The 25,381-nt window shown below is 39.3% G+C and carries 21 protein-coding genes and 1 pseudogene; 21 read left to right on the top strand and 1 reads right to left on the bottom strand.

The genetic code is table 11. The features are described from left to right. The first annotated feature begins 5 nt into the window (after positions 1 to 5). The 13 genes and pseudogenes from araA to LD028_RS16850 all read left to right on the top strand — a co-directional run bounded on the left by araA (position 6) and on the right by LD028_RS16850 (position 14,471). Positions 6 to 1,508, top strand: coding sequence for an L-arabinose isomerase (gene araA, locus LD028_RS16910; protein ID WP_237812460.1), 1,503 nt, complete (start codon positions 6 to 8; stop codon positions 1,506 to 1,508). A 90-nt stretch (positions 1,509 to 1,598) separates the two neighbouring features. Then, the gene (locus LD028_RS16905; RefSeq protein ID WP_237812459.1) at positions 1,599 to 3,413 is read left to right on the top strand and encodes a family 43 glycosylhydrolase; all 1,815 of its coding nucleotides are present in this window, start codon (positions 1,599 to 1,601) and stop codon (positions 3,411 to 3,413) included. A 22-nt stretch (positions 3,414 to 3,435) separates the two neighbouring features. Further along, positions 3,436 to 4,944 carry an arabinosylfuranosidase ArfA gene (gene arfA, locus LD028_RS16900; protein ID WP_237812458.1) on the top strand — a complete coding sequence of 503 codons (1,509 nt, stop codon included), beginning with the start codon at positions 3,436 to 3,438 and terminating at the stop codon, positions 4,942 to 4,944. A 140-nt stretch (positions 4,945 to 5,084) separates the two neighbouring features. Further along, positions 5,085 to 5,723 (top strand): annotated as a pseudogene (locus LD028_RS16895) (carbohydrate ABC transporter permease); the annotation flags it as partial. After that, a complete protein-coding gene (locus LD028_RS16890; protein ID WP_237812457.1) occupies positions 5,720 to 6,544 on the top strand; it encodes a carbohydrate ABC transporter permease in 825 nt (274 codons plus the stop codon). The pseudogene LD028_RS16895 and the gene LD028_RS16890, both read left to right, overlap by 4 nt. Continuing rightward, positions 6,451 to 7,017, top strand: coding sequence for an alpha-galactosidase (locus tag LD028_RS18130; protein WP_342754262.1), 567 nt, complete (start codon positions 6,451 to 6,453; stop codon positions 7,015 to 7,017). The genes LD028_RS16890 and LD028_RS18130 overlap by 94 nt, the downstream gene beginning before the upstream one ends. A gap of 12 nt (positions 7,018 to 7,029) precedes the next feature. Next, positions 7,030 to 8,961, top strand: coding sequence for a beta-galactosidase (locus tag LD028_RS16880; protein WP_237812456.1), 1,932 nt, complete (start codon positions 7,030 to 7,032; stop codon positions 8,959 to 8,961). A 22-nt stretch (positions 8,962 to 8,983) separates the two neighbouring features. Beyond that, entirely contained in the window at positions 8,984 to 10,003 is a 1,020-nt protein-coding gene (locus LD028_RS16875) for a LacI family DNA-binding transcriptional regulator (RefSeq protein WP_003397820.1), read from the top strand. A gap of 172 nt (positions 10,004 to 10,175) precedes the next feature. After that, positions 10,176 to 11,174 (top strand): Gfo/Idh/MocA family protein, encoded by a 999-nt coding sequence (locus tag LD028_RS16870; RefSeq protein ID WP_255706768.1) that lies wholly within the window; start codon positions 10,176 to 10,178, stop codon positions 11,172 to 11,174. Beyond that, on the top strand, positions 11,171 to 12,232 hold the full coding sequence (locus tag LD028_RS16865) for an aldose epimerase family protein (protein WP_237812455.1): 1,062 nt from the start codon (positions 11,171 to 11,173) through the stop codon (positions 12,230 to 12,232). The genes LD028_RS16870 and LD028_RS16865 overlap by 4 nt, the downstream gene beginning before the upstream one ends. Continuing rightward, positions 12,229 to 13,212, top strand: a complete 984-nt coding sequence (locus tag LD028_RS16860; protein ID WP_237812454.1) for an aldo/keto reductase — start codon at positions 12,229 to 12,231, stop codon at positions 13,210 to 13,212. Before LD028_RS16865 ends, LD028_RS16860 begins: the two co-directional genes overlap by 4 nt. Before the next feature lie 95 nt (positions 13,213 to 13,307). After that, positions 13,308 to 13,604 (top strand): transposase, encoded by a 297-nt coding sequence (locus tag LD028_RS16855; protein ID WP_237812453.1) that lies wholly within the window; start codon positions 13,308 to 13,310, stop codon positions 13,602 to 13,604. 204 nt (positions 13,605 to 13,808) lie between these two features. Then, positions 13,809 to 14,471 (top strand): IS3 family transposase, encoded by a 663-nt coding sequence (locus LD028_RS16850; protein ID WP_342754261.1) that lies wholly within the window; start codon positions 13,809 to 13,811, stop codon positions 14,469 to 14,471. 65 nt (positions 14,472 to 14,536) lie between these two features. Here the strand turns inward: LD028_RS16850 and LD028_RS16845 are convergent, their stop codons facing one another. Then, the gene (locus tag LD028_RS16845) at positions 14,537 to 15,721 is read right to left on the bottom strand and encodes an ROK family protein (RefSeq protein WP_342754216.1); all 1,185 of its coding nucleotides are present in this window, start codon (positions 15,719 to 15,721) and stop codon (positions 14,537 to 14,539) included. Between the two features lie 185 nt (positions 15,722 to 15,906). Between LD028_RS16845 and LD028_RS16840 the strand changes: the two genes are divergently transcribed. From LD028_RS16840 to LD028_RS16805, 8 genes are all read left to right on the top strand, one after another. Beyond that, positions 15,907 to 17,643: a sensor histidine kinase gene (locus tag LD028_RS16840; RefSeq protein WP_237812451.1), complete on the top strand. Its 1,737-nt coding sequence runs from the start codon at positions 15,907 to 15,909 to the stop codon at positions 17,641 to 17,643. Between the two features lie 6 nt (positions 17,644 to 17,649). Further along, a complete protein-coding gene (locus tag LD028_RS16835; protein ID WP_237812450.1) occupies positions 17,650 to 18,435 on the top strand; it encodes a response regulator transcription factor in 786 nt (261 codons plus the stop codon). 76 nt (positions 18,436 to 18,511) lie between these two features. Then, positions 18,512 to 19,819: an extracellular solute-binding protein gene (locus LD028_RS16830; RefSeq protein WP_237812449.1), complete on the top strand. Its 1,308-nt coding sequence runs from the start codon at positions 18,512 to 18,514 to the stop codon at positions 19,817 to 19,819. 72 nt (positions 19,820 to 19,891) lie between these two features. Continuing rightward, a complete protein-coding gene (locus tag LD028_RS16825) occupies positions 19,892 to 20,770 on the top strand; it encodes a carbohydrate ABC transporter permease (RefSeq protein WP_032100318.1) in 879 nt (292 codons plus the stop codon). A gap of 58 nt (positions 20,771 to 20,828) precedes the next feature. Then, complete coding sequence (locus LD028_RS16820) at positions 20,829 to 21,638, top strand: carbohydrate ABC transporter permease (RefSeq protein ID WP_370642794.1); 810 nt, start codon at positions 20,829 to 20,831, stop codon at positions 21,636 to 21,638. Positions 21,639 to 21,656: 18 nt separating this feature from the next. Continuing rightward, positions 21,657 to 23,795 carry a glycoside hydrolase family 52 protein gene (locus tag LD028_RS16815; RefSeq protein WP_237812447.1) on the top strand — a complete coding sequence of 713 codons (2,139 nt, stop codon included), beginning with the start codon at positions 21,657 to 21,659 and terminating at the stop codon, positions 23,793 to 23,795. Between the two features lie 50 nt (positions 23,796 to 23,845). After that, positions 23,846 to 24,475: a polysaccharide deacetylase family protein gene (locus tag LD028_RS16810; protein WP_042534823.1), complete on the top strand. Its 630-nt coding sequence runs from the start codon at positions 23,846 to 23,848 to the stop codon at positions 24,473 to 24,475. Positions 24,476 to 24,568: 93 nt separating this feature from the next. Next, on the top strand, positions 24,569 to 25,219 hold the full coding sequence (locus LD028_RS16805) for a YesL family protein (protein ID WP_237812446.1): 651 nt from the start codon (positions 24,569 to 24,571) through the stop codon (positions 25,217 to 25,219). Positions 25,220 to 25,381: the final 162 nt, after the last annotated feature.

Here is a 25,381-nt window from a genome sequence, read left to right as displayed (position 1 = left end):
GAATCGTGTTATTATTACGTCCTTATGAATTTTGGTTTGTGACAGGAAGTCAGCATTTATATGGGGAAGAGGTATTACAACAAGTGGAAGGGCATTCGAGAACGATCGTCAATGAGTTGAATCGTGATTCCGTGTTCCCGTTCTCCTTCGTTTTCAAATCGGTCGTAACAACGCCAGAAGAAATTCGGAACGTTTGCCTTGAGGCGAATGCGAGCGAACAATGCGCCGGAGTCATTACTTGGATGCATACGTTCTCGCCAGCGAAGATGTGGATTGGCGGCCTGTTGGAGTTGCGAAAACCATTATTGCATCTTCATACGCAGTTTAACCGTGATATTCCATGGGACAGCATCGATATGGACTTTATGAACTTAAACCAATCGGCTCACGGTGACCGGGAATACGGATTTATCGGTGCGAGAATGGGAGTGGCCCGGAAAGTGGTTGTTGGTCATTGGGAAGACCAAGAAGTCCGGGAGCGGCTGGCGAAATGGATGCGGACGGCCATCGCCTTTGCGGAAAGCCGCCAGCTCAAAGTGGCTCGTTTCGGTGATAACATGCGTGAAGTGGCGGTAACGGAAGGGGACAAGGTGGGAGCGCAAATTCAATTCGGTTGGTCGGTCAATGGTTATGGTGTCGGGGATTTAGTGCAATCGATTCGTGGTGTTTCTGAACAAAGCATTAACGAACTGCTTGATGAATACGTCGAACTGTATGACATGGTACCTGCCGGCCGTCAAGATGGATCTGTTCGCGAATCCATCCGCGAACAGGCTCGGATTGAGCTTGGGTTAAAAGCCTTTTTGCAAGATGGCAACTTCACCGCCTTTACGACGACGTTCGAGGACTTGCATGGTATGAAGCAACTCCCAGGACTTGCGGTTCAACGGCTCATGGCAGAAGGATATGGATTTGGCGGCGAAGGAGATTGGAAAACAGCCGCCCTCGTCCGATTGATGAAAGTGATGGCCGATGGCAAAGGGACGTCGTTCATGGAAGACTACACGTACCACTTTGAGCCGGGCAACGAACTGATTCTCGGCGCTCATATGCTCGAAGTATGTCCGACGATAGCGGCAACGCGACCGCGCATTGAAGTTCATCCGCTTTCCATTGGCGGAAAAGAAGATCCAGCCCGCCTCGTGTTTGACGGCGGCGAGGGCGCGGCGGTCAATGCTTCGCTGATCGATTTAGGGCACCGCTTCCGTCTCATTGTCAATGAAGTCGATGCGGTAAAACCGAAACACAACATGTCGAAATTGCCAGTTGCCCGCATTTTATGGCAACCGCGCCCATCGTTGCGCGATTCGGCTGAAGCATGGATTTTAGCTGGCGGCGCGCATCATACGTGTTTCTCATTTGCGGTTACAACAGAACAATTGCAAGACTTTGCGGAAATAATCGGTGTGGAGTGTGTAGTGATTAATGAACATACTTCTGTCGCATCGTTCAAAAATGAATTGAGATGGAATGAGGTGTTTTGGGGTAGAAAACAAGGTTTACTATAATTTTAACATATAAGGAAAATATTTTATTTTGTTAGAAGGATAAAATAGACCATCGGTGAATGCAAGAACATAGTAAAAAGGATGATAATAATGGTTGTGCAAAGAAATAAAAAAAATAATTATATACTTTGCTATACTAGATTACCCGAAGAAGATATCATTTACTCTGAAAAGTTAGCCTATAGCATGCATCTTGCCTATAGTGACGATGGAGAAAATTTTGAACCGTTAAACCACAATTTCGGAATTTTGTTTGCGAGGGCAACCGAGAATGATAATGGCTCTCTAAATGCGAAAAGTTTGAAAAATCCATATATTTTTTACCTGGCAGACGGGACTTTTGGGGTAGTGGCTGTTCGTACAGAGTCAGATGGTACGAATGATGAAGAAAGTAAAGGAAAAGTTCTCGTTTTTTCATCATCTGATTTACTACAATATGAAGAAATTGGCTTGCTTGATTTAAAGGGAGACGCATTTGTTAACGATGTAGTTTGTAATTACGACGATGAAAAAAAGGGCTATATAATCAAATGGAATGATCACTTAGGAAATTATTATATGAATTTTATAGGAGACATTTTGAAACTACGCGATGTCTCCCATCCTGAGCCTGTAGAACCCTTTCAACTACGGTCTATGCGACCAAAAATACAAGGAGTTGTTCCTAGGAATATTATACAAGTTTCTGAAGAAATAGCCCACAGATTAATTTGTAAGCTCACAGTACCTGTCAACATTAAAATGGAAGTTCCAGAAAAAGTTATTGTTAAAACCGAAAGAGATTTGGAAAATGTGAAAGCAATCGCGATATATAGTGATAACACAACTGACATCAAACGAGTGAAATGGAATAAAAATGATATAGACTGGAGTAGACCTGGGGTTTATAGGGTAACCGGTACAGTACACCAAGATCGTTATCCATTTCCGATCGCCATTGACAGAGCGGACCCATGCATCACGAAATGGAATGGAAAGTACTATTTTATAGCTACGAATGATGCGGATGGAAACCACTCCTTATATATAAGGGAAGCAGACACGATTCCAGGATTAGTTCATGCTGAAGAAATACTGATACTTGATTCAGAGACATATGAAGATATTAAAGGTTTATTGTGGGCACCAGAGTTTCATATTATTGGTAATGACCTTTACATTTTTCATGGTGCAACGTCGGATGGCTTTTACTATGAACAATCACATGTCATGAAATTACGAAGGGGCGGTAACCCCACTTGTGCAAATGATTGGTCAAGGCCATATCGTGTTTTAAAGAAAGATGGCACATATTTATGCGAAGCGGGAAGGACAATATCTTTAGATATGACCGTAATTCCCTGGAATGGGGAGTACTATGTAGTCTGGTCTCAGAGGGAGTTTATACCACAGGATCTTGGAGCGTGGCTCTATATTGCAAAAATTGATCCAAATGAACCTTGGAAATTAGTTTGCGATCCGACAGTACTTACTAAACCTGAGTATGGGTGGGAAAATAACAATGTCTTTGTGGTTGAAGGACCATTCGCTCTAATTAGGGACAATAGGTTATTTTTAACATATTCTGGATCATTAATAGATGAAACATATGTTATAGGGCTGTTGACGGCTGAAAAAGGTTCGGACTTAATGGATCCTACTTCTTGGAAAAAGTGTAACTATCCATTGCTTACCTCGATGAGTGTTGTAGGTGAATATGGTCCAGGACATAATTCCTATATATCAGATGATTATGGAGTTATATGGAACGTGTATCATGCAAGACCAGGGATAAAAGCTCCTCGTTCTTCTGGGATTCGGAGGGTACATTTTGATATAGATGGTTATCCGAGGTTAGACTTAACAGAGGATAGGGACATTAACAAAGATTTAAGCAAAATAGCTATTGATGTTGTTTTAGTTTGAAAATAGAAAGGGAGAGTGACAGATGGCTGAAAAAACAGCAACGATGATCATAGAGAAAGATTTCAAAGTCGCTGAAATCGACAAACGTATCTATGGTTCGTTTATCGAGCATCTTGGTCGTGCTGTATATGGAGGAATTTATGAACCGGGTCATCCCGAAGCTGATGAAAATGGTTTTCGTCAAGATGTTATTGAATTGGTGAAAGCATTGCAAGTGCCAATTATCCGATATCCAGGTGGAAATTTTGTGTCTGGTTACAACTGGGAAGATGGAATTGGTCCAAAAGAAAAACGCCCACGACGGCTTGACTTGGCATGGAAGACGATCGAAACAAATGAGGTTGGATTGAATGAATTTATTGATTGGACAAAGATGGTCGGAGCCGAAGTGAATATGGCCGTCAACTTAGGCACGCGAGGCATTGATGAGGCACGAAACTTGGTCGAATACTGCAACCACCCATCGGGCTCGTATTACAGCGATTTGCGTATTTCTCATGGCTATAAAGAGCCACATAAAATTAAAACATGGTGTCTAGGTAATGAAATGGATGGCCCGTGGCAAATTGGTCATAAGACAGCTGTTGAATATGGAAGGATTGCTTGTGAAGCAGCCAAGGTGATGAAATGGGTGGATCCGACAATTGAACTTGTGGCGTGTGGAAGTTCTGGAAGAAATATGCCGACATTTGCGGAATGGGAGGCGACTGTTCTCGATCACACGTACGAGCATGTTGATTATATTTCCTTACATCAGTACTTTGGAAACCGAGATAATGATACGGCAAATTACTTAGCCATGTCGTTGGAAATGGATGATTTTATTCGATCTGTTGTAGCGATTGCTGATTATGTGAAGGCGAAAAAGCGCAGTAAGAAAACAATCTATCTTTCGTTTGATGAATGGAACGTATGGTATCATTCCAATGAAAATGATAAGCGGGTTGAGCCTTGGACGATTGCTCCACCTTTATTGGAAGATATCTATAATTTTGAGGATGCACTTCTTGTTGGTTGTATGCTTATTACACTAATGAAACATGCAGATCGAGTGAAAATTGCTTGTCTAGCTCAGTTAGTTAATGTCATTGCACCAATCATGACGGAAAAGAACGGTCCAGCATGGAAGCAAACGATTTATTACCCATTTATGCATGCTTCTATTTACGGAAGGGGAGTAGCGCTTCATCCAATCGTTTCTAGCCCGAAATATGATAGTAAAGATTTTACGGACGTCCCATACCTAGAATCAATCGCTGTTTACAATGAAGAGAAAGAGGAAGTAACGATATTTGCGGTTAACCGTGATATGGAAGCACCATTATTACTCGAATGTGACATTCGCAATTTTGAAAATTATTGTGTCATTGAACATATTGTCTTGGAGTGTGACAATGTAAAGCAAACAAATTCAGTACAATCGTTCCCTGTTGTTCCTCATCGAAATGGTGATGCTCGATTGCTGGATGGAAAGTTGCTAACTAAGCTATCGAAGCTATCATGGAACGTCATTCGTTTGGCTAAACATTAAATAAAGGATTCTTTCCAAATGTATGATGATTTTTGATTATTTGTGAACAGTTTAATAAAGATGTGAGGGTTGTAACTTTTCTCTCCAAGAGTCAAAAAACTAACTCGAAGCACATATGTGTTTCGAGTTAGTTTTTTTTTATACAAGTGCCGCTTATGCTTTTTTTGGCTCTTATTTTAGCTGTTCTTCTTCATTCATCGCTCTTGAAATGGAAAGCTGCGTTTCGTGTATCTTTTTTCTTACCAGCTGTTACGTCGCTTGTGGCGTATTCAATTATTTTTTCAATTATGTTAATGAACGATGGCTTGATCAATCAGCTATTAGAGTGGTTAGGAATCGGAGCAATTCCGTGGTTATCTCATCCATTTTGGGCGAAAGCATCTCTTATTTTAGCGATGACATGGCGTTGGGTTGGATATAACATGGTCATTTATTTAGCTGCTCTACAAAATATTTCTGAAGATTTATATGAAGCTGCAAGTATAGATGGTGCTAGCAAGGTAAGGCAATTTTTTCCAATTACCATTCCACAACTAAAGCCAGTCATTCTATTTACAGCAATTTTGTCAACGATTGGGACACTCCAATTATTTGATGAACCATATACGTTGACAAAAGGTGGACCGAGCGATGAGACGTTAACGATAGGAATGTATTTATATCAAACAGGTTTTCGTTATTTTGACTTTGGATACGCCTCAACCATCGCATATGTCATTGTCGTTTTAATTGCTATTTTGAGCTTTATTCAGTTTAAAGTATCGGGGGATGAGCGATGAAAAAAATAGGTTTATACGTGACGCTGACCATTGGGGCGCTCATTTCGTTATTTCCGTTTTATTGGGCGTTTATCGGTGCGACGAATGAAAGTGGAAAACTGTTTTCGAAACAGCTTTCATTTACTCCTGGAACGAAGTTAATCGAAAATGTCATAAATTTAAATGAATCCATCGGAATTAGTCGGGTCATGTTTAACTCGCTGTTTGTATCGCTAACGTACACATGCGTTAGTTTATTGGTTTGTACCATGGCTGCATATGCATTTGCCAAGTTCGAATTCAAAGGAAGAGATACGATTTTTGCTATTTTTCTCTTGTCGATGATGATTCCATATCATGCAACCGTTATCCCATTGTTTAAAATGATGGCTGCGTTTGGATGGTTAAATACGTATAAAGCATTAATTTTTCCGAATTTGGCTTATCCATTTGCAATTTTTTTAATGAGGCAAAACATGTTGGCATTTCCTAATGCTCTCATTGAAGCAGCAAGAATAGACGGGGCAGGAGAATGGCGTATTTTCTTTCGCATCGTATTGCCGTCCATGAAACCAGCGCTTGCAGCGACAGCTATTTTTCTATTTATGTACCAATGGAATAGTTTTTTATGGCCGCTCATTGCTGTTTCGTCAACAGATATGTACACGTTCCCGGTTGCGCTTTCTAGTTTATTTGGGCTATCGCGTATTGATTATGGGCAAGTGATAATACAGACGCATTTGAGCGTATCAAAATTCAATATGGAACATCACTTGTCTACCCAATTAGTTCAATTGGTGCACACGTATTCGCTGTACCTAACCATCAAACAGGGCGTGTGACCCCTTTGGAAACAAGAGCGCATGTTGCTATGTTTGGAGCGTTTGGGTACGAATTAGATGCCACCGCTTTAACCGCCCAGGAAAAACAACAGGTGAAAGAACAAATTTTGTTTTTTAAACAACATCGAAAGCTTTGGCAATACGGTACGTTTTACCGTTTACTTAGTCCATTCGAAGGGACGGATGCTGCTTGGATGGTTGTTTCAGATGACAAAAAGGAGGCGATTGTTGTCTTTTATCGTCTTTTAGCTAAACCAAGTCCTCCATTCGTGAGGCTTCACTTAAAAGGATTAGATGTATCGTTTAAATATGAGGTAAAGATGGAGAAACAGACGCAAGTGCTCTATGGAGATGAGCTTATGCATATCGGTCTCTTTATCCCACCGTTTTACATGGGGACGGTAAAAACAGAGGAGACAGTCATGATTGGAGATTATGTATCTTGCTTGGCGGTGTTAAAGGCAGTCGATTAGGAGGAGAAATATATGGATGAGCTAGTACGTGATTTTGCTCGATTATTCGGTGAAGAAGGGAAAGAAGTACATACTTTCTTCGCCCCCGGCATCGTTCGCATCGGGGAATTTTCTTGGCACTTAATGGAACGAACAGAAGGAGATATTGATTTTTCTTTTTTTGATGAAGTAGTGAAAAAGTTGAAAGAGAATGGGCTTTCAATTATGTTTGGTACGCCGACCGCGACATTTCCCGCTTGGTTAGCAAAAAAACATCCAGACATTTTATCTAAAGACGAGTTTGGGCGTATTCGTGTTTTTGGTGGAAGAAGACAATATTGTTTTAATTCAACAACATATCGCTTATATGCGGCAAATATAACGAAGCAGCTTGTGACACATTACAAAGGTGAAGAAGCGATTATTGCTTGGCAAATTGATAATGAATTTGGACATGAAGGAAGTGATATGTGTTATTGTGAACAGTGCCATCGAGAATTTCAACAATTTTTGAAAGAGAAATATAAGCAAATTGATGTGTTGAATGAAGCGTACGGAACAATTTTTTGGGGACAGACATACAACGATTTTTCAGAAATTCCAATGCCATCGAAAACAATTACAACGCATAATCCATCTTTGCAGTTAGATTGGGCTCGTTTTCGTTCATTTTCTGTCAACCGTTTTGCTCATGAAATGACAAACATTGTAAGAAAACATAAAGGTTCTCATCAGCAAGTGACAACAAACGTATCCGGTGGCTTCTTTAACAAATGGTTTGATCATGAGGAAAATGTTCGTCTCATGGACTTCGTGTCTTATGATAACTACCCTGTATGGGGAGGGCTAGACGAGCCGATTTCCCCGGCAGCGATTGCGATGAGCCATGATTTTAATCGCGGATTGCTTGGGAGAAACTATTGGATTGTTGAAGAACTTATGGGAGCGCAAGGGCATGAGATGATTGGATATTTACCGCGGCCGAATCAAGCAAAAATGTGGTCGTATCAGGCGTTCGCCCACGGATGTACGAATATGTTATATTTTAGTTGGCGTGGAATGGATCGAGGGGCAGAGCAATTTTGTTATGGGATTGTAGATCATAGTAATATACGAGGCAGAAAATACAAAGAAGTACAATCGGTTTTTTCACATGTTCCGAAATTTGAACATGTGTTACAATCGCCTATTCAAGCAGATATAGCTGTCTTATATGATTACGACAACATTTGGTCGTGGCGTTTTCAGCCACAAAGCAAGGCGTTTGATTTTACAACGGAGCTTCTTCGATTGTATGAGCCGTTTTATCGTTTAAATGCGAACATTGACGTTATTCCTGTGTCGCGTGATTTTTCAACATATAAAGTACTCCTCGTCCCAGTGTTACAAATCATCGATGAAACGTTGTCCGAAAAATTGAAAACGTTTGCCCGATGCGGTGGGACGATTATATTTTCTTTCCGCACGGGATTGAAAAATAAACAAAACAACATCCATTTTAAACATATATTACCTGCATATGTGAGCGACCTTGTTGGTGCGCATATTCACGAAGTGGAGTCGCTTGCTTATCGTCGTGTTCCAATCGTTGGTGAAGGACGATGGAAAGATCGAAAAGCTATGTGTTCCGTTTGGCGCGATTTGCTTGAGCCAACAACGGCTACTGTGTTATATCGATATGATGATCCATTTTATCCGCTCGCAGCGATAACTGAAAATGAATATGGTGATGGGAACGTTTATTATATTGGTGGGGGCATAGATGACGATGTGCTGAATGACCTTGCAAAGGAAATTGTGCAAAAACATAACATATGGCATGTAGAAAGCGACGAAGGTGTCGAAGTGTATCGACGTGTATGTGATGATGGTGAGTACATGTTCATCTTAAACCATACAGATCAAGAAAAACGGTTTCACAATTTGACCCTCAAACCGTATGATAGTCAAATCGTTAAAATCTAGCATAAATAAAGGGGTTGCATCAATGGCTACATTGAAAGAAATCGCAGAGAAGGCAGGGGTGTCCGTTGCCACTGTATCGCGTGTATTAAATTATGATATGACGTTATCTGTATCGGACGAAACGAGAAAGCGCATTTTTGAAATTGCGCAAGAGCTTAACTATAAAACGCCGAGGGAACGTAACCAACTACATGCCAAAGATCGACTTCGCTTTGGGGTTGTGAACTGGTACTCGGAATCTCAAGAGCTTGACGATCCATATTATATGGCGATCCGACTTGGTGTCGAGAAAGAATGTTTTCGGCGTCAAATCGAGTTAGTTAAGTTATTTAAGAAAGACGGTTCGTACGAATCAGAGTGGTTAACGGGGTTGGACGGAATTATTGCGGTTGGGAAATTTGGAAAACAACATATTCATCTCTTTACATCGGTGACGAACCATCTTGTATTTGTCGACTATTCACCCGATGAAGATCGCTTTGATTCTGTCGTTGTTGATTTTCGAAAAGCGACAGCTCGCGTTCTTCAATATTTAATTGATCTCGGTCATAAACATATCGGCTACATCGGAGGGCGCGAATATGTTGATGACGGTCAACTCATTCAAGATGAACGCGAACGCACATTTTATGAATATTTATATTTGCGTGGTATGTTCATCCCAGAATACGTATTAACGGGACGCTTTATTGCAGAAGATGGATATATGTTAATGAAACAAGCACTCCAGCTCCCAAATCGCCCAACCGCGTTCTTTATCGCCAGCGATTCGATGGCGATCGGGGCGTTGCGAGCGCTTCATGAAGCTGGAGTTGATGTACCAAATGAAGTGGCTATCGTAGGCTTTAACGACATTCCAACATCGAAGTTTGTCCAGCCACCGTTATCGACTGTGCAAGTTTATACGGAATTTATGGGCGAGACGGCCGTTGAATTGCTTGTTGAACAAATTCAAACGAAAAGAGAAATACCGAAAAAAATTGTTGTTCCAACAAAACTTGTTGTGAGGGAAAGTAGTTGTATCTACACAGTAAAGAAATAGCTTCCGCATTGGCGAAGGCTATTTCTTTTCTTACGAGAATTTATTTAGTTTGTTTATTGAACGAACTAAATAAACATTGATATAATAAAAGGTAAAGAATGTTGTTTCTTCCGTTTTATACTTAATTGAAGAAAGGGTGAGAGAGCTATTGAAGAGGGTTGGATGGGGGATTTTGAGTACAGCACGTATTGCAAGGGAGACAATGATCCCAGCCATTCAAAGGGCAGGGAATGCCAAGATCGTAGCAATTGCAAGTAGCAATGAGCAAGTCCGGCACGTTGCACAACAGTTTCATATTCCGAAAGTATACGATACTTATGAGGCATTGCTCGTTGATCCGGAGGTTGAGGTAGTATATATTCCATTACCTAACCACTTGCACATGGAATGGGCAATTAAAGCAGCAGAGCATAAGAAACACGTTCTTTGTGAAAAACCAGCTGCCTTATGTGAAGAGGATGTTCGAAAAGTAGTGAAAGCTTGTCGAGAAAACGGTGTAATCTGGATGGAAGCGTTTATGTACCAGTTTCATCCACAACACAGACGGGTAAAAGAAATGATTGCTTCAGGAGAAATTGGAGAGGTAAAAAGTATACGATCAAGCTTTTCTTTCTATCTTGCTGAGCGGGAAAATAACATTCGCATGAATGAAACATTTGGTGGCGGAAGTTTACTAGACGTGGGATGTTATTGTGTTCATTCTATTCGATTTTTGTTACAAGCGGAGCCGATTGTACTATCTGTTTGTTCCACTTATGATGATCAATATGGTGTAGATACACTTACGAGTGGGTGGCTCCAAATGAATAACGGTGTTCACGCCTCATTCGACTGTAGTTTTAATATGTTCCCTCGCAATGAGTACGAAATTATTGGCACAAAGGGGAAATTAGTTGTCCCGAGAGCTTATCGGCCGGACATACAACAAGGTGACGGTCTAATTATCATTCAAACGGATGAAGGAATAGTGAAGGAGGAAATTGTCAAAGGCGATCAATATCGTTTACAAGTGGAGCATTTTTCACAATGTGTCATTGATCGAACGAAGCCAAGCTACTCAGATGACGAAATCATTCAACAAGCTAAAGTGCTCGATGTATGCCGCCTTTCAGCGAAAACAGGGAAGGTAATCGAATTAGTTGAAACAAGGAAGGAAGAGAGAGAAAAATGAGGATTGTACAGGAGAAGCGAACAGAAGTCGATGGTCAACCGATTTTTTCATTTACACTTACGAATGATCACGGAATGGAAGTTACTTGTTTAAACTACGGGTGCATCATTACAAGTATACTTGTTCCTGATAAAAATGGAAAATATGAAAATGTTGTCTTAGCTTTTGATGACTTTTCTTCGTATTTGACAAACCGTCCGTATTTAGGAGCTGTCATCGGAAGGGTAGCCGGGAGAATAAAAAATAGTTGTTTTGAGTTAAATGGAAAAACGTATAGATTATATGCAAATGAAAATGGAAACCATCTGCACGGTGGAGAGAAAGGGTTTCATCACATCATTTGGCAAGCAGCAGGATTTTCGAAAAAAGAAGAAGTTGGTGTCCGTTTTTCACATCGGAGTGTTGATGGGGAAGAAGGATATCCTGGGAACGTCGATGTGCAAGTCACATATACATTAAACAATGAAAACGAACTAATTATTTCTTATCAAGCCATTTCTGATGAAGATACGCCGTTTACATTAACGAATCATACGTACTTTAATTTGAGCGGTAACGTAAAAAAAGATATTTTGCAACACGAACTAAAAATGAAAAGTGACCGTTTTTTACCGTTAGATCATGATTTTATACCGACTGGGGAAATAAAAGATGTGACAGGTACACCTTTTGATTTACGTCAAGGGAAAAAGTTGAGAGAAGCCATTGAGTCAACTGATCCGCAAATTCGTTTAGTCGGACAAGGATATGACCATCCATTTATTTTAAATACTCATCATGATGAAGAAATTGTCTTATTTGACCGTGAAAGTGGGCGAACATTAGTTGTTGAAACGGATGAAGTTGGTGTCGTCGTATATACTGGGAACCAAATCCCTCATGGCGAAAAAATGAATGGTCTACAATCTCGAAAGTATTTAGGCATTTGTTTAGAGACACAAGCGTTGCCAGATGCGGTTCATCATCCTCATTTTCCGTCTTGTATATTGCAGGCAGGACAATTGTATTCATCGACAACAAAATATACGTTTTATGTACAGGAGGCGAATAATAGATGAACTACCGACGCTTAGGGGATACCGAAATGGAAGTAAGTGAAATAAGTTTTGGCACATGGGCAATCGGCGGAGCTTGGGGACAGACGAATGATACAGACGCATTAAAAGGATTACAATATGCAATTGATGCGGGTGTTAATTTTTTTGATACTGCAGATGTGTACGGAGATGGTCATAGTGAAGAGCTTTTAGCCAAAGCAACAAAAGGAAAAGAAGATGATATTTATATTGCCACAAAATTTTGTCGGGCTGGAGATATTTATGATTTCCGCACGTATTCGGAAGAAAAAGTGCGGGAATACTGCGAAGGAAGTTTAAAGCGTTTACAAAGAGAACGGATTGATTTATATCAAATCCATTGCCCGCCATTTGAAATATTGAAGGACGGTCAAGTATTTGAAGTGTTAGATAAACTGAAACAAGAAGGTAAAATTCGTTACTATGGTGTGAGTGTTGAGACGGTGGAAGAAGGGCTGTTTTGTTTAACAAATCCAAACGTGAAAGCATTGCAAGTCATCTTGAATATTTTCCGACAAAAACCGTTAGAGAGATTACTTCCACAAGCGAAAGCTCAGGGAGTAGGAATTTTAGCTCGATTGCCCCTTGCAAGCGGGTTATTAACAGGAAAATTTAAGAAAAATACGGTATTTGCAGAGAATGATCATCGTTATTTTAATCGTGATGGTAGTCATTTTAATGTTGGTGAGACGTTTGCTGGGCTTGAGTTTCAAAAAGGTGTGGAACTCAGTGAGCAATTGAAATGGATTGCGAATGGAAGAGGGAATATGACAAGAGCTGCGTTGCGTTGGATTTTGGATCACGATGAAGTAACATGTGTCATTCCAGGTTTCAAAACGGCAGATCAAGTAGAAGACAACTTAAAGGCATTGACTGTTCCATCTTTTAGCCAAGAAGAAAAAGAAAAAATAAAAGCTTTTTATAAGCAGCAAGTCCATCCATTCATCAGGGGCGCGTATTGAAATAAAAAGAGGCATCCAAGAAATGATATGATCCCCTTATAGTAGACAGAAAAAAGAAAGTCCACTACTCTGTTTACTATGGAGGGGATTTTTCTATGGGAAAAATACGAAAAACATATGATGTCAAGTTTAAAAAGAAAGAAGTAGATTTATATTTTAAAGAAGGCATGGGCTACAAAACAGTGGCTAGAAAATTAGGAATTGCTCATGCCATGGTACGTCGATGGGTGAAACACTATGAACAGGAAGGCATACAAGGTCTAGAAGAAAAACGAGGAAAGGCCAAAGGACCAGGCAAAGGAAGACCAAGAACTCGTCCCGAAGATCCTGAAACGAAAATCAAGCGTCTGGAGGCGGAAGTCGTGATGCTAAAAAAGCTCTTAGAGATGTGAAAGGGGGAATGGAAGCCGTACCTGCTGACAAGAAATTCGCCATCATTCAAGAAATGGCTGGGTGTCATGGTTCGATTCTACAATTATGTGAGATGGCAGGTGTATCTCGAAGCGGATACTATAAGTGGGTCAAGCGACAGGAACGCCCTTCTCAGAAGCAAGTAGAAGACGAGCGTCGAGGAGTGCTATCAAGAACGAAAAGGCATCTATGGGTATCGGAGAGTCCAAGTCTGGCTGAAGCGGAAATACAAGCTAAGTATCAACCATAAACGAGTACAACGGCTGATGAGGGAGATGGGAATGCGGGCTGTGATTCGGAAGAAACGGCCTTATTCCGGAAAGAAAGAGCCTTATGTCATTTCGGATAATCATCTAAACAGAGAGTTCCACGCGTCCAAACCAAACGAGAAGTGGGTGACAGATATTACATATTTGATTTTTAATGGGCAAACGCTCTATTTGTCCGCCCTTAAAGACCTATACAATAATGAAATTGTGGCCTACCATATTAGTTCGAGAAATGACATCAAACTGGTGCTTGATACATTAAAAAAGGCCATAAAAAAACGGAATGTAAATGGACTCCTCCTACATAATGATCAAGGATTCCAATATACATCCCGTCAATACAACCAACTACTCAAAAGATACAATATAAAGGGCAGTATGTCCAGAAAAGGAAACTGTTTGGACAATGCCTGCATGGAAAACTTTTTTAGCCATTTCAAAGCAGAGTGTTTCCATCTGTACTCGTTTCGCACAGCCGAAGAGGTAAAGGATGCCGTACACCAATTTTATAACCACGAACGTTTCCAAAAGAAATTAAACAACCTGAGCCCTTATGAATATAGGACTCAGGCTGCTTAAATGTGCTTTTTTATTCCTGTCTACTTGACAGGGGTCACTTCAAAAATTGGGTGCCTTTTAGATTTTTAGAGAAATACTTCTACCTTTTCGCCTTTTTTTAAAAATTCTTCAATAGCAAAAAAGGAAATGCCTAATGCTGTTGAATAAATAGACAACTTAGAAAATTCAATGACGACATGTGTGCGATGATACGGTAATGTTCGTTGGTTAATGATTTTTTTGATTGATGGCTCGATCCAAGGTTTTGCCATCGATAAACGATTACCAATAACGACTTGTTCCGGATTAAACGTATTAATTAAATTATTGATACCAATGCCTAAATAGTGACCAATGTGCTCAAATAAACGTAGAACATCCCCATTCTTGCCTTCAGCCAGTTGTAGTAACATTTCAAGGGATGTTTCATTATTCATAGTCACCCTTGCCTTTTCTAACAGTGCCTGTTCGGACGCATAGAGCTCCCAACATCCAATATTTCCACAACGGCATCGCAGTCCGTTAACTTCGATCGTCATATGCCCGCTCTCTCCAGAAAAGCCGTTTGTCCCCCGATATAATTCACCGTTCAAGATGAGACCAACACCGATCCCCATGCCCGCACTAATATAGATGACATTGTTATAATTTTCTCCAGATCCTTTTCGCTTTTCACCGTATGCCCCAGCGTTCGCCTCGTTATCGATGATTACAGGCACATGGAAAGCTTCCTCGATATCTTGTTTCAAAGGTATATTTACCCATTCTAAATTTGGTGCAAACAATAGTTTCCCTTCTTTATCGACAACCCCAGGGACACCAATCCCAATCCCGATGAGACCGTAGCGACTTCTTGGCATTTGTTCTAATAAATCAGTAATCGTCTCTTTGATAAGTGTGAGGACAGTTGGATAATCTTTGTAATGAAATGTCGCCTTTTTTTCTTGGATAATATTCCCTTGTAGATCATTCAATATCCCTATGATGTAATGAACGCCTAAATCAATTCCAATTGCATATCCTGCTTTCTCATTGAACAATAACAGGACAGGACGACGACCGCCACTTGATTCACCTTGTCCGATTTCATATACAAGTTCTTCATCCATTAATTCTTTTACGAGAGAAGATACGGTACCTTTATTTAGCCCTGAGCGTTGTGCGACATCCGCCCGAGATAACGGTCCTTGGCTTTTCACCATATCGAGAACAAGCGCCTTATTAATTTTTTTTATTAAATGTGGATTTCCAGTTATTTTTGTCAAGTTCATCACCCTGTTTATCAATGTATCATAATTGTATGAAAAATTCTAGTTGACTTTGTTTGTTTTATAGACAAACAAAATAAAGGAAATTATAATGTAAGGCAAGAAGAGAGAAAGCATCTTCGCATTTTAAGAGATTTTGTTTATTGTGAACATATGTTTTATTGCTATGGAAAGATAGGGGGGATTGAATGACCTTCATTCGCTTTAAGCAGAAAATCGCACGATTCAACACGTTACGAAATCAAATTTTAACGATTTACATTTTTGTTATGACACTTGTGTTATTGTTTGTGGGAATTATTACGTTTCATATTGTTTCATCGTTATTAAAGAAAAATGCAGAGGAACAAATACAACAGACCATTATCCAAGTAAATGGGAGATTAGAATCTTTGTATAAACAATTAAATTCATTGACCGCTCAAATTGTCACCGATATGTATGTTCAGCGTGCGTTTTCTAAGGAGATACAAGGTGAGCGCTTGATGTTTGAAGAGAGACAATATTTAATGCAGGTTGTAAACTCGTATCAAACGTATTTTGATGGAGTTCAATCGTTTGAATTGTACACAAACGATTATAAACGAGTATTTCCGCTTAATGAAATGAATTTAGTAGAACGTGTTGGTTCTCAATGGGTTGAGGAAATAAAAAACCAACGTGGAAAGATGATTTGGATTGGAAAAGATCCGACCTCTTCTCGATTTTTCGTCGTAGCTCGTCAAGTTCGACTGACGGATCATTCCTTTTCACCAGGAGGCTATTTATTAGTTCGGATCCATAGCGATTACTTTCAACTGGACGACCTTTCTGATCAAAAAGTGGAAAATCCAAGTTATACAGTAGTGATCGATGAGCGTAATCAAAAAATATTTTCTAACTTACCGTCACACCTCGCGTCTATTCTTGATGGAGGTGGAAAAGAAGAAAAAAATTACATGGTCGTTAAACAAGCATCGCCCCTTACAAAATGGAAAGTAATCATCGTGACTCCTTTAGAATCGCTTATAAAAGGCACTGATATTTTAAAAAATGCGATCATTCTTTCGGGGGCTCTTGGTTTTGTCATTTTTTTTATTTTTTCCTTTTTTCTATCTACGATCGTTGCGCAACCAATTTTAAAGTTAACAAAAATTATGCAGCGCGGCAGAAACGGGAAGTTAAAATTAAGCCCCCCGATTTCATCTACTATCGAAATTGATGAGCTAATAGAGACTTACAACTCTTTGGTAAATGACATTAACCATTTAATACAAGTTGTTTATGAAAAAGAGCTAATTCGAAGCCAAGCCGAATTAAAAGCTTTGCAAGCACAAATTAACCCGCACTTTCTCTTTAATACACTTGATACGCTATATTGGTCCCTCATTGAAAAAAACGAGGAAGAGTTAGCGAAATTTGTATTAAATATGGCTGAACTGTTTCGCTATACAATTAGCCATTCGACTCAAGACGAGTGGGTCACAATTCGTGAAGAGATGGAGCATATTCAACGTTATATGGAAGTGATGAAAGCAAGATGGGGAGAACGATTTGTTTGGGAAATAGATGTTTCAAATCATTGCTTACATGTTCATATTCCGAAACTGCTCATCCAGCCCCTTGTTGAAAATGCGGTGTTACATGGAATTGGAAACAAAACAGGGATAGGAACCGTTTGGATCATTATTAAAGAATGTGTAGACGGAAAGGAACTTCTTGTTCAAGTCAAAGATGACGGTAATGGAATGGATGAAAAACAATTACGTCTATTAAAAGAAAAGTTAGGAAAGAGAACAATTTCTTCGATGAAGGGGAGTGGGATCGCACTAATGAATGTAAATCGACGGCTACAACTTTACTACGGTGAGGATCGAGAGTTACGTATAGAGAGCGAAGCAGGGAAGGGAACGTGCGTATCATTTCAAATTCCTAAAAGTAGGTGAAGCTTCGTGAAAGATGTAAGAACGATTTTAATTGTTGACGATGAGCCAAGGGCGCGCGAAGGAATGAAAAAAGTTTTGGATCTATGGTCTATGGGGAAATACGAAATTATATGTGCAAGCAGTGGTGAAGAGGCGATTACTATTTTGCAAAGAAAAAAAGTGCACGTGTTATTAACGGATATCCGAATGCCGCAGATTACAGGCTTAAAGCTCATTCGAACATTAAAAGAACAAAAGGATGCACCTGTCGTCATTATCATTTCCGCTTATTCTGAGTTTGCGTACGCTCAGGAAGCTATTTCGTTAGGGGTTGTCAACTATTTGCTTAAACCGGTAGATAAAGATAAACTCATTGAAGCAGTGCAACAAGCACTTGCTATATCGGAAAGTCGGGAAAAAGCAAAAAAGATTGAACAAATTATAGATCATCACATTATAGGAGTACAGGAGGATAAACTTTCTTCGCCAGTTAAAAATGCAATTCAGTTTATTCATGAAAATCTTCATAAACATGTCAGTCTAACTGATGTAGCTAAGCAAGTGTATTTGAATCCGAGCTACTTTAGCGCTCTATTTAAACAAGAGACGAAGATGACATTTAGCGAATATGTAACGAGATGTCGATTGCAAAAAGCTAAAAATTTACTGGTGAATACGAACTTGTCGATTGCCGAAATAAGTGAGATGACAGGATATCAGACAACAAAGTACTTTATTAAGATATTCAAAGAATTTGAAGGAATTACCCCATATCGTTTTCGGAAAGAGTACCTAAAGAAAATGGAATTTTAAATGATAAGCGTTACCTTACCGATAGGAATTGATCGTGCTACATTAAAAATAAGAAAACGAAAGGGGGATTTTGAAAATGACAAAGAAAGCGCATACAATAGTGTGGATGGTAATTTTTATGCTTGTATTAGCAGGGTGTTCGGAAAAAACGACCGAAAAAGGCTCGACGGAGAAAGGGGGCGAGGAGATAACACTTACTTTCATGCACCTTTGGCCAGCGGGAAGCTCTAAACAGCATAATATAATCGTAAATGAAATTATTAAAGAGTTTGAAGAGCAAAATCCAAATGTAAAAGTAAAACAAGAAATTTTGGAAAACGAACAGTATAAAAACAAATTAAAAGTGTTAGGGGCTTCAAACGAACTTCCTGATATTGGGATGACGTGGGCTGCAGGGTTTCTAGAGCCTTATGCAAAAGGAGGACTCTTTGCTCCTTTAGACGATTTGTTGGATGGTGGGTTACGTAACAACTTTGTATCAGGAACGACAGAGCCTTATGCATTAGATGGAAAAACATATGCCCTTCCTTTAGAGTTAAACATCACACCTATTTACTACAACAAAGGGATTTTTGAAACATACAATTTAGAAGCTCCTAAAACGTATGAAGACTTTAAGCGTGTTGTGCAAGTACTTGTAGATAACGGAGTTGCACCAATTGCTTTAGGAAATAAAGATCGTTGGACAGGATCAATGTGGTATATGTATTTAGCTGATCGTATTGGCGGGGCAGATACGTTAAAAAATGCGATCAATGGAAGCGGTACATTTGAAGATCCGAGTTTAGTACAAGCAGCTGAAGAAATTCAACAATTAGTCAAAATGAAAGCATTTATTAAAGGATTTAACGGCTTATCGAATGATGAGGCAAAAGCAGAATTTACAAATGAAAAGGCTGCGATGTATTTAATGGGAACATGGGATTTGCCACAATTTACAACGAATGAAGATGTTCCAAAAGAATTCAGAGAAAAAGTAGGATTTTTTAAATTCCCAACTGTTGAAGGTGGAAAAGGGAATATCGATAGTTGGGTTGGTGGACCAGGAGTAGGCCTATTTGTTTCTGAAAATTCAAAGCATAAAGAAGAAGCGAAACAATTCGTGAAATTCTTTGTTGAAAAATGGGGAGAACGTTCTGTAACAAGAGCGGGCGTGATTCCAGCAACGAAAGTGAATACTGAGAACATCGATTTGCCACAAATGTACATTGACGTGTTAAATGAATTAGCGAACGCAAGCAATATTACGTTGTTTGCTGATGTGCAAATGAATCCAGAAGCTGCCCAAACGCACTTAAATTTAATTCAGTCACTGTTTGGCGAGAGTATAACACCAGAGCAATTCGCAAAGCAACATCAAGAGGTGCTCTCTAGCACACGCTAGGTATGTAGAACAGAAAAAGGACATATTGCTATAATATGTCCTTTTTCCTCAAAAGGATGAGGAGGAAAAAATATGGACAAGGTAATGTCTGATAAACGAGTCATTGCATTATACGTGCTACCCGCTTTATTGCTCATTGTGATACTAGTTTATATCCCAATCGTTATGACAGGATACTATAGCTTGATGAAATGGGATGGAATAGGAGAGAGAACGTTTATTGCGTTAGACAACTATAGACAACTGTTAAAAGACAATATGTTTTGGAAAAGTGTGTATCACTCGTTTCTACTAGCTGTTTTTTCTGTTTTCAGTCTCGGTGGCTATTTAGTTGTTTCTCTCATTCTTGCTGGGAAAGTAAAAGGAGCGAATATACTTCGGAAAATTTATTTAATCCCGATGTTGCTTTCTTCAGTAGCTATTGCTCAGCTATGGTTACGAATTTATCATCCTTCCAACGGGATGCTGAATCAACTTCTCTCATTCTTAGGAGTGGAGGATACGCCTAACTGGCTCGCTGATCCTTCGATTGTGCTGTACTCCGTTTTTATTCCTATTATTTGGCAATATGCGGGGTTCTATATACTAATTTACTATGCTGCTTTAAAAAATATCCCGTCATCTATCATTGAGGCAGCTATTATTGATGGGGCTAATCCGTGGCAATTGGCATATAAAATTAAATTGCCGCTCATTGCTGGCGTGATTAAAGTAACAGTCGTATTAGCTGTGGTCGGTTCTTTAAAATATTTTGATTTAATTTATGTAATGACTGGTGGTGGACCAAACGGGGCGAGTGAAGTGATTGCCTCTTACATGTATCAAAAAGCATTTCGTAGCTTCAATTTCGGATACGGAAGCGCCATTGCTTTTTCTCTGTTGATTCTTTGTATTGCTGCTACATGGTTAATTCGAAAGTTAACGCATACAGAAGAAGAAGTTCAATACTAACGTTGTAAGAGGTGCTCATACGATGAAACGAACGATTATATATGCAAAAAAAGCTGGTATGTTTCTATTTTACATGGTGTTATTCGCAGTTGCCGGTCTACAAATCCTCCCCCTTATCTGGCTGTTATTTTTCTCTTTGAAAAATAATCATGAAGTATTTAATACCCCTCTTTTCTCTTTACCTTCTCCTCCACGTTGGGAAAATTATGTGAAGGTATGGGTTGAAGGGGATATTGGTCGCTATTTCTTTAATAGTTTATGGATTACTACCGTATCGGTTGTTTTTACTGTATTGTTAGCTAGTTTCGTGACGTTTGCAATCACACGAATGAATTGGAAATTAAAACATGTTGTGCTTGGATTGTTCATGGTTGGATTAATGATTCCGATCCATTCGACTCTCATTCCTCTGTTTAACTTTTTTATGAAAGTAAAGTTAATTGATCACCCGATGTCAATTGTTTTAACAAATATTGGTTTTAATTTACCCATTACAATTATGATTTTGTTAGGTTTTTATAATGCGTTACCGCGAGAACTAGAGGAATCTGCTGTCATGGATGGTTGTTCTGTTCATCGAATGTTTTTCCAAGTCATTTTACCGATGACTTCTCCAGTAATTGTCACAACAACGATTATTAATATGATTTACAATTGGAATGAGTTTGTGTTTGTAAATACCTTCATCAGTTCAGATGAATATAAAACGCTCACAGTCGGAATACAAAATTTTATTGGACAGTATACAACAGATTGGGGAGCAATTGGAGCAACTTTAATGATTAGTGTTTTACCAATTTTAATTCTTTTCTTTTTCTTAAGTAATAAGATCATGGAAGGGATTACTGCTGGAGCTATTAAAGGATAAGAAAGGGGTAATAATAATATGCCGACGAACATGTTCTTTAACGCCCATCATTCACCTGTTGGAGCGTTTGCGAGTTTTACACTAGGTTTCCCGGGTAAAAGTGGGGGATTTGATCTTGAGCTTGCCCGTCCCCCAAAACAAAATATATTTATAGGTGTACAGTCATTAAATGAACCAGGTATATATGATGTGTTGCCATTTTTAGAAATAGCGAATGAAGATGAAAGTAAGAGGTATGATATTGAAAATCCTGATCCGAGTCCGGAAAAACCAAAAATTTTGTTTCCGATAGCGAAGGATCAAATTGAAAGAGAGTTCCATGTTGGAACGGATACATGGAAAGCAAAAGATTTGACACTTACTATTTATTCTCCAGCTAAGTCGGTGCCTGATCCGGAAAAAGCGAATGATGAAGAGCTAAAATTGGCGATAGTTCCAGCTATTATTGCTGAGATAACGATTGATAATACAAAAGGAACAGGAACAAGACGTGCTTTTTTTGGATTTGAGGGGAACGATCCGTATACATCCATGCGGCGAATCGATGATACGTGTCCTGGAATTCGGGGTGTCGGACAAGGACGAATCGTTAGCATCGCTACAAATAATGACGATGTGCATTCGGCGCTACATTTCAGCATGGAAGATATTTTGACAACACCGCTCAAAGAAAACTGGACATTTGGTCTTGGAAAAGTCGGTGCACTTATCATGGATGTTCCACCAGGGAAGAAGAAAACATATCAATTCGCAATTTGCTTTTATCGGGGTGGCTATGTTACGGCAGGAATGGATGCTTCTTACCTTTATACTCGTTTCTTCAAAAACATTGAAGAAGTCGCTCTTTATGCGTTAGAGCATGTAGAAGTGTTAAAGGAACAATCATTCCACTCTAACGCGCTCATCGAGAAACAATGGTTGTCCGATGATCAAAAGTTTATGATGGCTCATGCAATACGCAGTTACTATGGTAATACGCAGCTACTAGAATGTGAGGGAAAACCTATTTGGGTTGTTAATGAAGGTGAGTACCGAATGATGAACACGTTTGATCTCACTGTCGATCAGCTATTTTTTGAATTAAAGATGAATCCATGGACTGTAAGAAATGTATTGGATTTATACGTCGAGCGCTATAGTTATGAAGATTGTGTTCGGTTTCCTGGTGAAGAGTTAGAGTACCCAGGTGGTATCAGTTTTACTCACGATATGGGAGTAGCAAACACATTTTCTCGTCCACATTATTCGTCGTATGAATTGTATGGGATTAGCGGGTGTTTTTCTCATATGACACACGAACAACTCGTCAACTGGGTGCTTTGTGCTGCAGTATACATTCGACAAACAGGAGATGTGACGTGGCGCGATAAACATCTGTCGGTTTTGGAGAAATGTCTCGAAAGTATGGTTCATCGAGATCATCCGGATCCTGAAAAGCGAAATGGAATTATGGGACTCGATAGTAACCGCACGATGGGTGGGGCAGAGATTACGACATATGATAGTCTCGATGTATCGCTTGGCCAAGCACGTAACAACTTATATTTAGCTGGAAAGTGTTGGGCAGCTTATGTTGCATTAGAAAAGCTGTTTAAGGATGTTGGCAACGAGCAATTGGCTATGCTAGCTGGAAAGCAAGCCGAAAGATGTGCTGCAACAATTATAAGCTATGTCACAGATGAGGGATATATTCCGGCAATAATGGGTGAAGGGAATGATTCAAAAATTATTCCGGCGATTGAAGGACTTGTATTCCCTTACTTTACGAATAACCATGAAGCATTGGATGAAAATGGGCGTTTTAAATCGTATATTCAAGCATTGAAAACACACTTGAACTATGTGCTACAGGAAGGAGTTTGTCTATTTTCAGATGGAGGATGGAAAATTTCCTCTACAAGTAACAACTCATGGTTAAGTAAAATTTATTTATGCCAATTCGTTGCTCGCCATCTTCTAGGCTTGGAGTGGAACGAACAAGGAAAACGCGCCGACGAGGCCCATGTCTCATGGCTTACCCATCCGGAGCTTTCGATCTGGAGTTGGAGCGATCAAATTATTTCTGGTGAGATTAGTGGAAGTAAATACTATCCGCGTGGTGTGACGAGCATTTTATGGTTAGAAGAGGGGAACAAATTCCCCTCTTCTCGGGGGTGAAAAGTCTCTCTGAATCGTTGGAATGATTAATTCAAGGAGGGGCATTCGGGATGATTGAGAAAGTTGAAACTTCTCGTAAAATGGTTGCGGTAACATTCGATGACGGCCCAAACCCGATCTATACGCCACACATATTAGATTTATTTAAGAACGTTTCGGGAAAGGCGACATTTTTTATGATTGGTGAACATATGGCCATGTATCCTGAGATTGTCGAGGCAGTTGTTGCTCTTGGGCATGAGATTGGAAATCATACGTACTCACATCCCGACTTGACATTAATAAATCGTCATGAATGTTTGCACGAAATTCAATATGCTGATAAAATCATCGAAAATTTTACAAGAAGAAAACCTAAAGTGTTTCGGCCACCATATTTTCGTTACAATGAGGATGTAGAACTTATTGTTAGTCGCTTCAAATATCAGACGATTGGAGCGGTGAATGTAGATGCATTAGATTGGGAACAGCCCGGTCGAGACCATATTATCACTAAGACGCGCGAGCGTATAAACAACGGGGTGATCTTGCTTTTCCATGATGGTTTTGGGGATCGTTCCCAAACAGTTGAGGCAGTCGAAGTGATTATCGAGGAGCTATTTATACAAGGATATGAGTTTGTCACTGTTAGTGATTTGTTGCAATCGGAAAAAGAATTGTATAAAAATGATGACGTTTAAGAAAGGAAAGAAAACTTACAATAATGGGGGGATAAATCCCCCCATTATTGTATAATGATGTTAGTTACAAAGTTTAGATAGGACGGATGCGCAATGAACTTTGGTACTTTAGAAGGAAAGTTTTATCGCTTTTGTGAGTGGATTACAAAACTTGCATACATCAATGTGCTATGGATTTTATTCACAGTGATAGGAGTTCTCTTTCTCGGTTTTTTCCCAGCAACTGTTGCTCTTTTTACAATTGTAAGGAAGTGGTTGTTATTCCATGATCACAACTTTCCGATATTTAAAACATTTTTCAAAGTATATAAACAAGAGTTTTTCAAAGCGAATGCTTTAGGTTTAATATTCACTACCATATTTATAGTGTTATATATGGATATGTTATATCTTTCAAATTTGTCAGCAAATATACACACCCTTTTTTTCATTGCTCTATCCATTAGCTTTATTTTATATACAGTTACTTTGCTATATATTTTCCCTGTTTACGTTCATTATAATTTGAAGTTTTTTCAATACTTGAAATATGCGTTCCTAATCGGAATGGCAAATCCGCTCATCACGAGTATGATGGTAATTACGATCGGATTATTATGCGTTGTATTTTTTTATTTACCCGGAATTATTCCTTTTTTTAGCATGAGTTTGTTCGCCTTGCTAGTGATGACGGGTGCCCTCCATGTCTTTAAAAAGGTTGAAAGAAAGCAAGAGAAATGGGGCTCATCTAACAGTGAAACATAGTTCATGTTTTTAAAAAATTTTAATATTTTTTAAAATAAACAATAGGTAATATCTTGAGTTTTTTAAGTAAATATTAAATTTTTTAGGTCCAACAGAAAAGAAAATGTGCAGTAGAATAATATAAAGTCCTCCATGTTACTCACAGCTAGAAAAAATGAGATG

The sequence above is a fragment of the Anoxybacillus sp. LAT27 genome (assembly GCF_022030075.1).
GTDB lineage: Bacteria > Bacillota > Bacilli > Bacillales > Anoxybacillaceae > Anoxybacillus > Anoxybacillus kestanbolensis.
This window is presented reverse-complemented; position numbering and strand designations above follow the sequence as displayed.

What these genes read in the sequence shown, in the direction of transcription:
- LD028_RS16905 (WP_237812459.1), top strand. Translation starts at nt 1,599, where the DNA reads ATGGTTGTGCAAAGAAATAAAAAAAATAATTATATACTTTGCTATACT.
- arfA (WP_237812458.1), top strand. Translation starts at nt 3,436, where the DNA reads ATGGCTGAAAAAACAGCAACGATGATCATAGAGAAAGATTTCAAAGTC.
- LD028_RS16890 (WP_237812457.1), top strand. Translation starts at nt 5,720, where the DNA reads ATGAAAAAAATAGGTTTATACGTGACGCTGACCATTGGGGCGCTCATT.
- LD028_RS16880 (WP_237812456.1), top strand. Translation starts at nt 7,030, where the DNA reads ATGGATGAGCTAGTACGTGATTTTGCTCGATTATTCGGTGAAGAAGGG.
- LD028_RS16875 (WP_003397820.1), top strand. Translation starts at nt 8,984, where the DNA reads ATGGCTACATTGAAAGAAATCGCAGAGAAGGCAGGGGTGTCCGTTGCC.
- LD028_RS16865 (WP_237812455.1), top strand. Translation starts at nt 11,171, where the DNA reads ATGAGGATTGTACAGGAGAAGCGAACAGAAGTCGATGGTCAACCGATT.
- LD028_RS16860 (WP_237812454.1), top strand. Translation starts at nt 12,229, where the DNA reads ATGAACTACCGACGCTTAGGGGATACCGAAATGGAAGTAAGTGAAATA.
- LD028_RS16855 (WP_237812453.1), top strand. Translation starts at nt 13,308, where the DNA reads ATGGGAAAAATACGAAAAACATATGATGTCAAGTTTAAAAAGAAAGAA.
- LD028_RS16845 (WP_342754216.1), bottom strand. Translation starts at nt 15,721, where the DNA reads ATGAACTTGACAAAAATAACTGGAAATCCACATTTAATAAAAAAAATT.
- LD028_RS16840 (WP_237812451.1), top strand. Translation starts at nt 15,907, where the DNA reads ATGACCTTCATTCGCTTTAAGCAGAAAATCGCACGATTCAACACGTTA.
- LD028_RS16830 (WP_237812449.1), top strand. Translation starts at nt 18,512, where the DNA reads ATGACAAAGAAAGCGCATACAATAGTGTGGATGGTAATTTTTATGCTT.
- LD028_RS16825 (WP_032100318.1), top strand. Translation starts at nt 19,892, where the DNA reads ATGGACAAGGTAATGTCTGATAAACGAGTCATTGCATTATACGTGCTA.
- LD028_RS16820 (WP_370642794.1), top strand. Translation starts at nt 20,829, where the DNA reads ATGTTTCTATTTTACATGGTGTTATTCGCAGTTGCCGGTCTACAAATC.
- LD028_RS16815 (WP_237812447.1), top strand. Translation starts at nt 21,657, where the DNA reads ATGCCGACGAACATGTTCTTTAACGCCCATCATTCACCTGTTGGAGCG.
- LD028_RS16810 (WP_042534823.1), top strand. Translation starts at nt 23,846, where the DNA reads ATGATTGAGAAAGTTGAAACTTCTCGTAAAATGGTTGCGGTAACATTC.
- LD028_RS16805 (WP_237812446.1), top strand. Translation starts at nt 24,569, where the DNA reads ATGAACTTTGGTACTTTAGAAGGAAAGTTTTATCGCTTTTGTGAGTGG.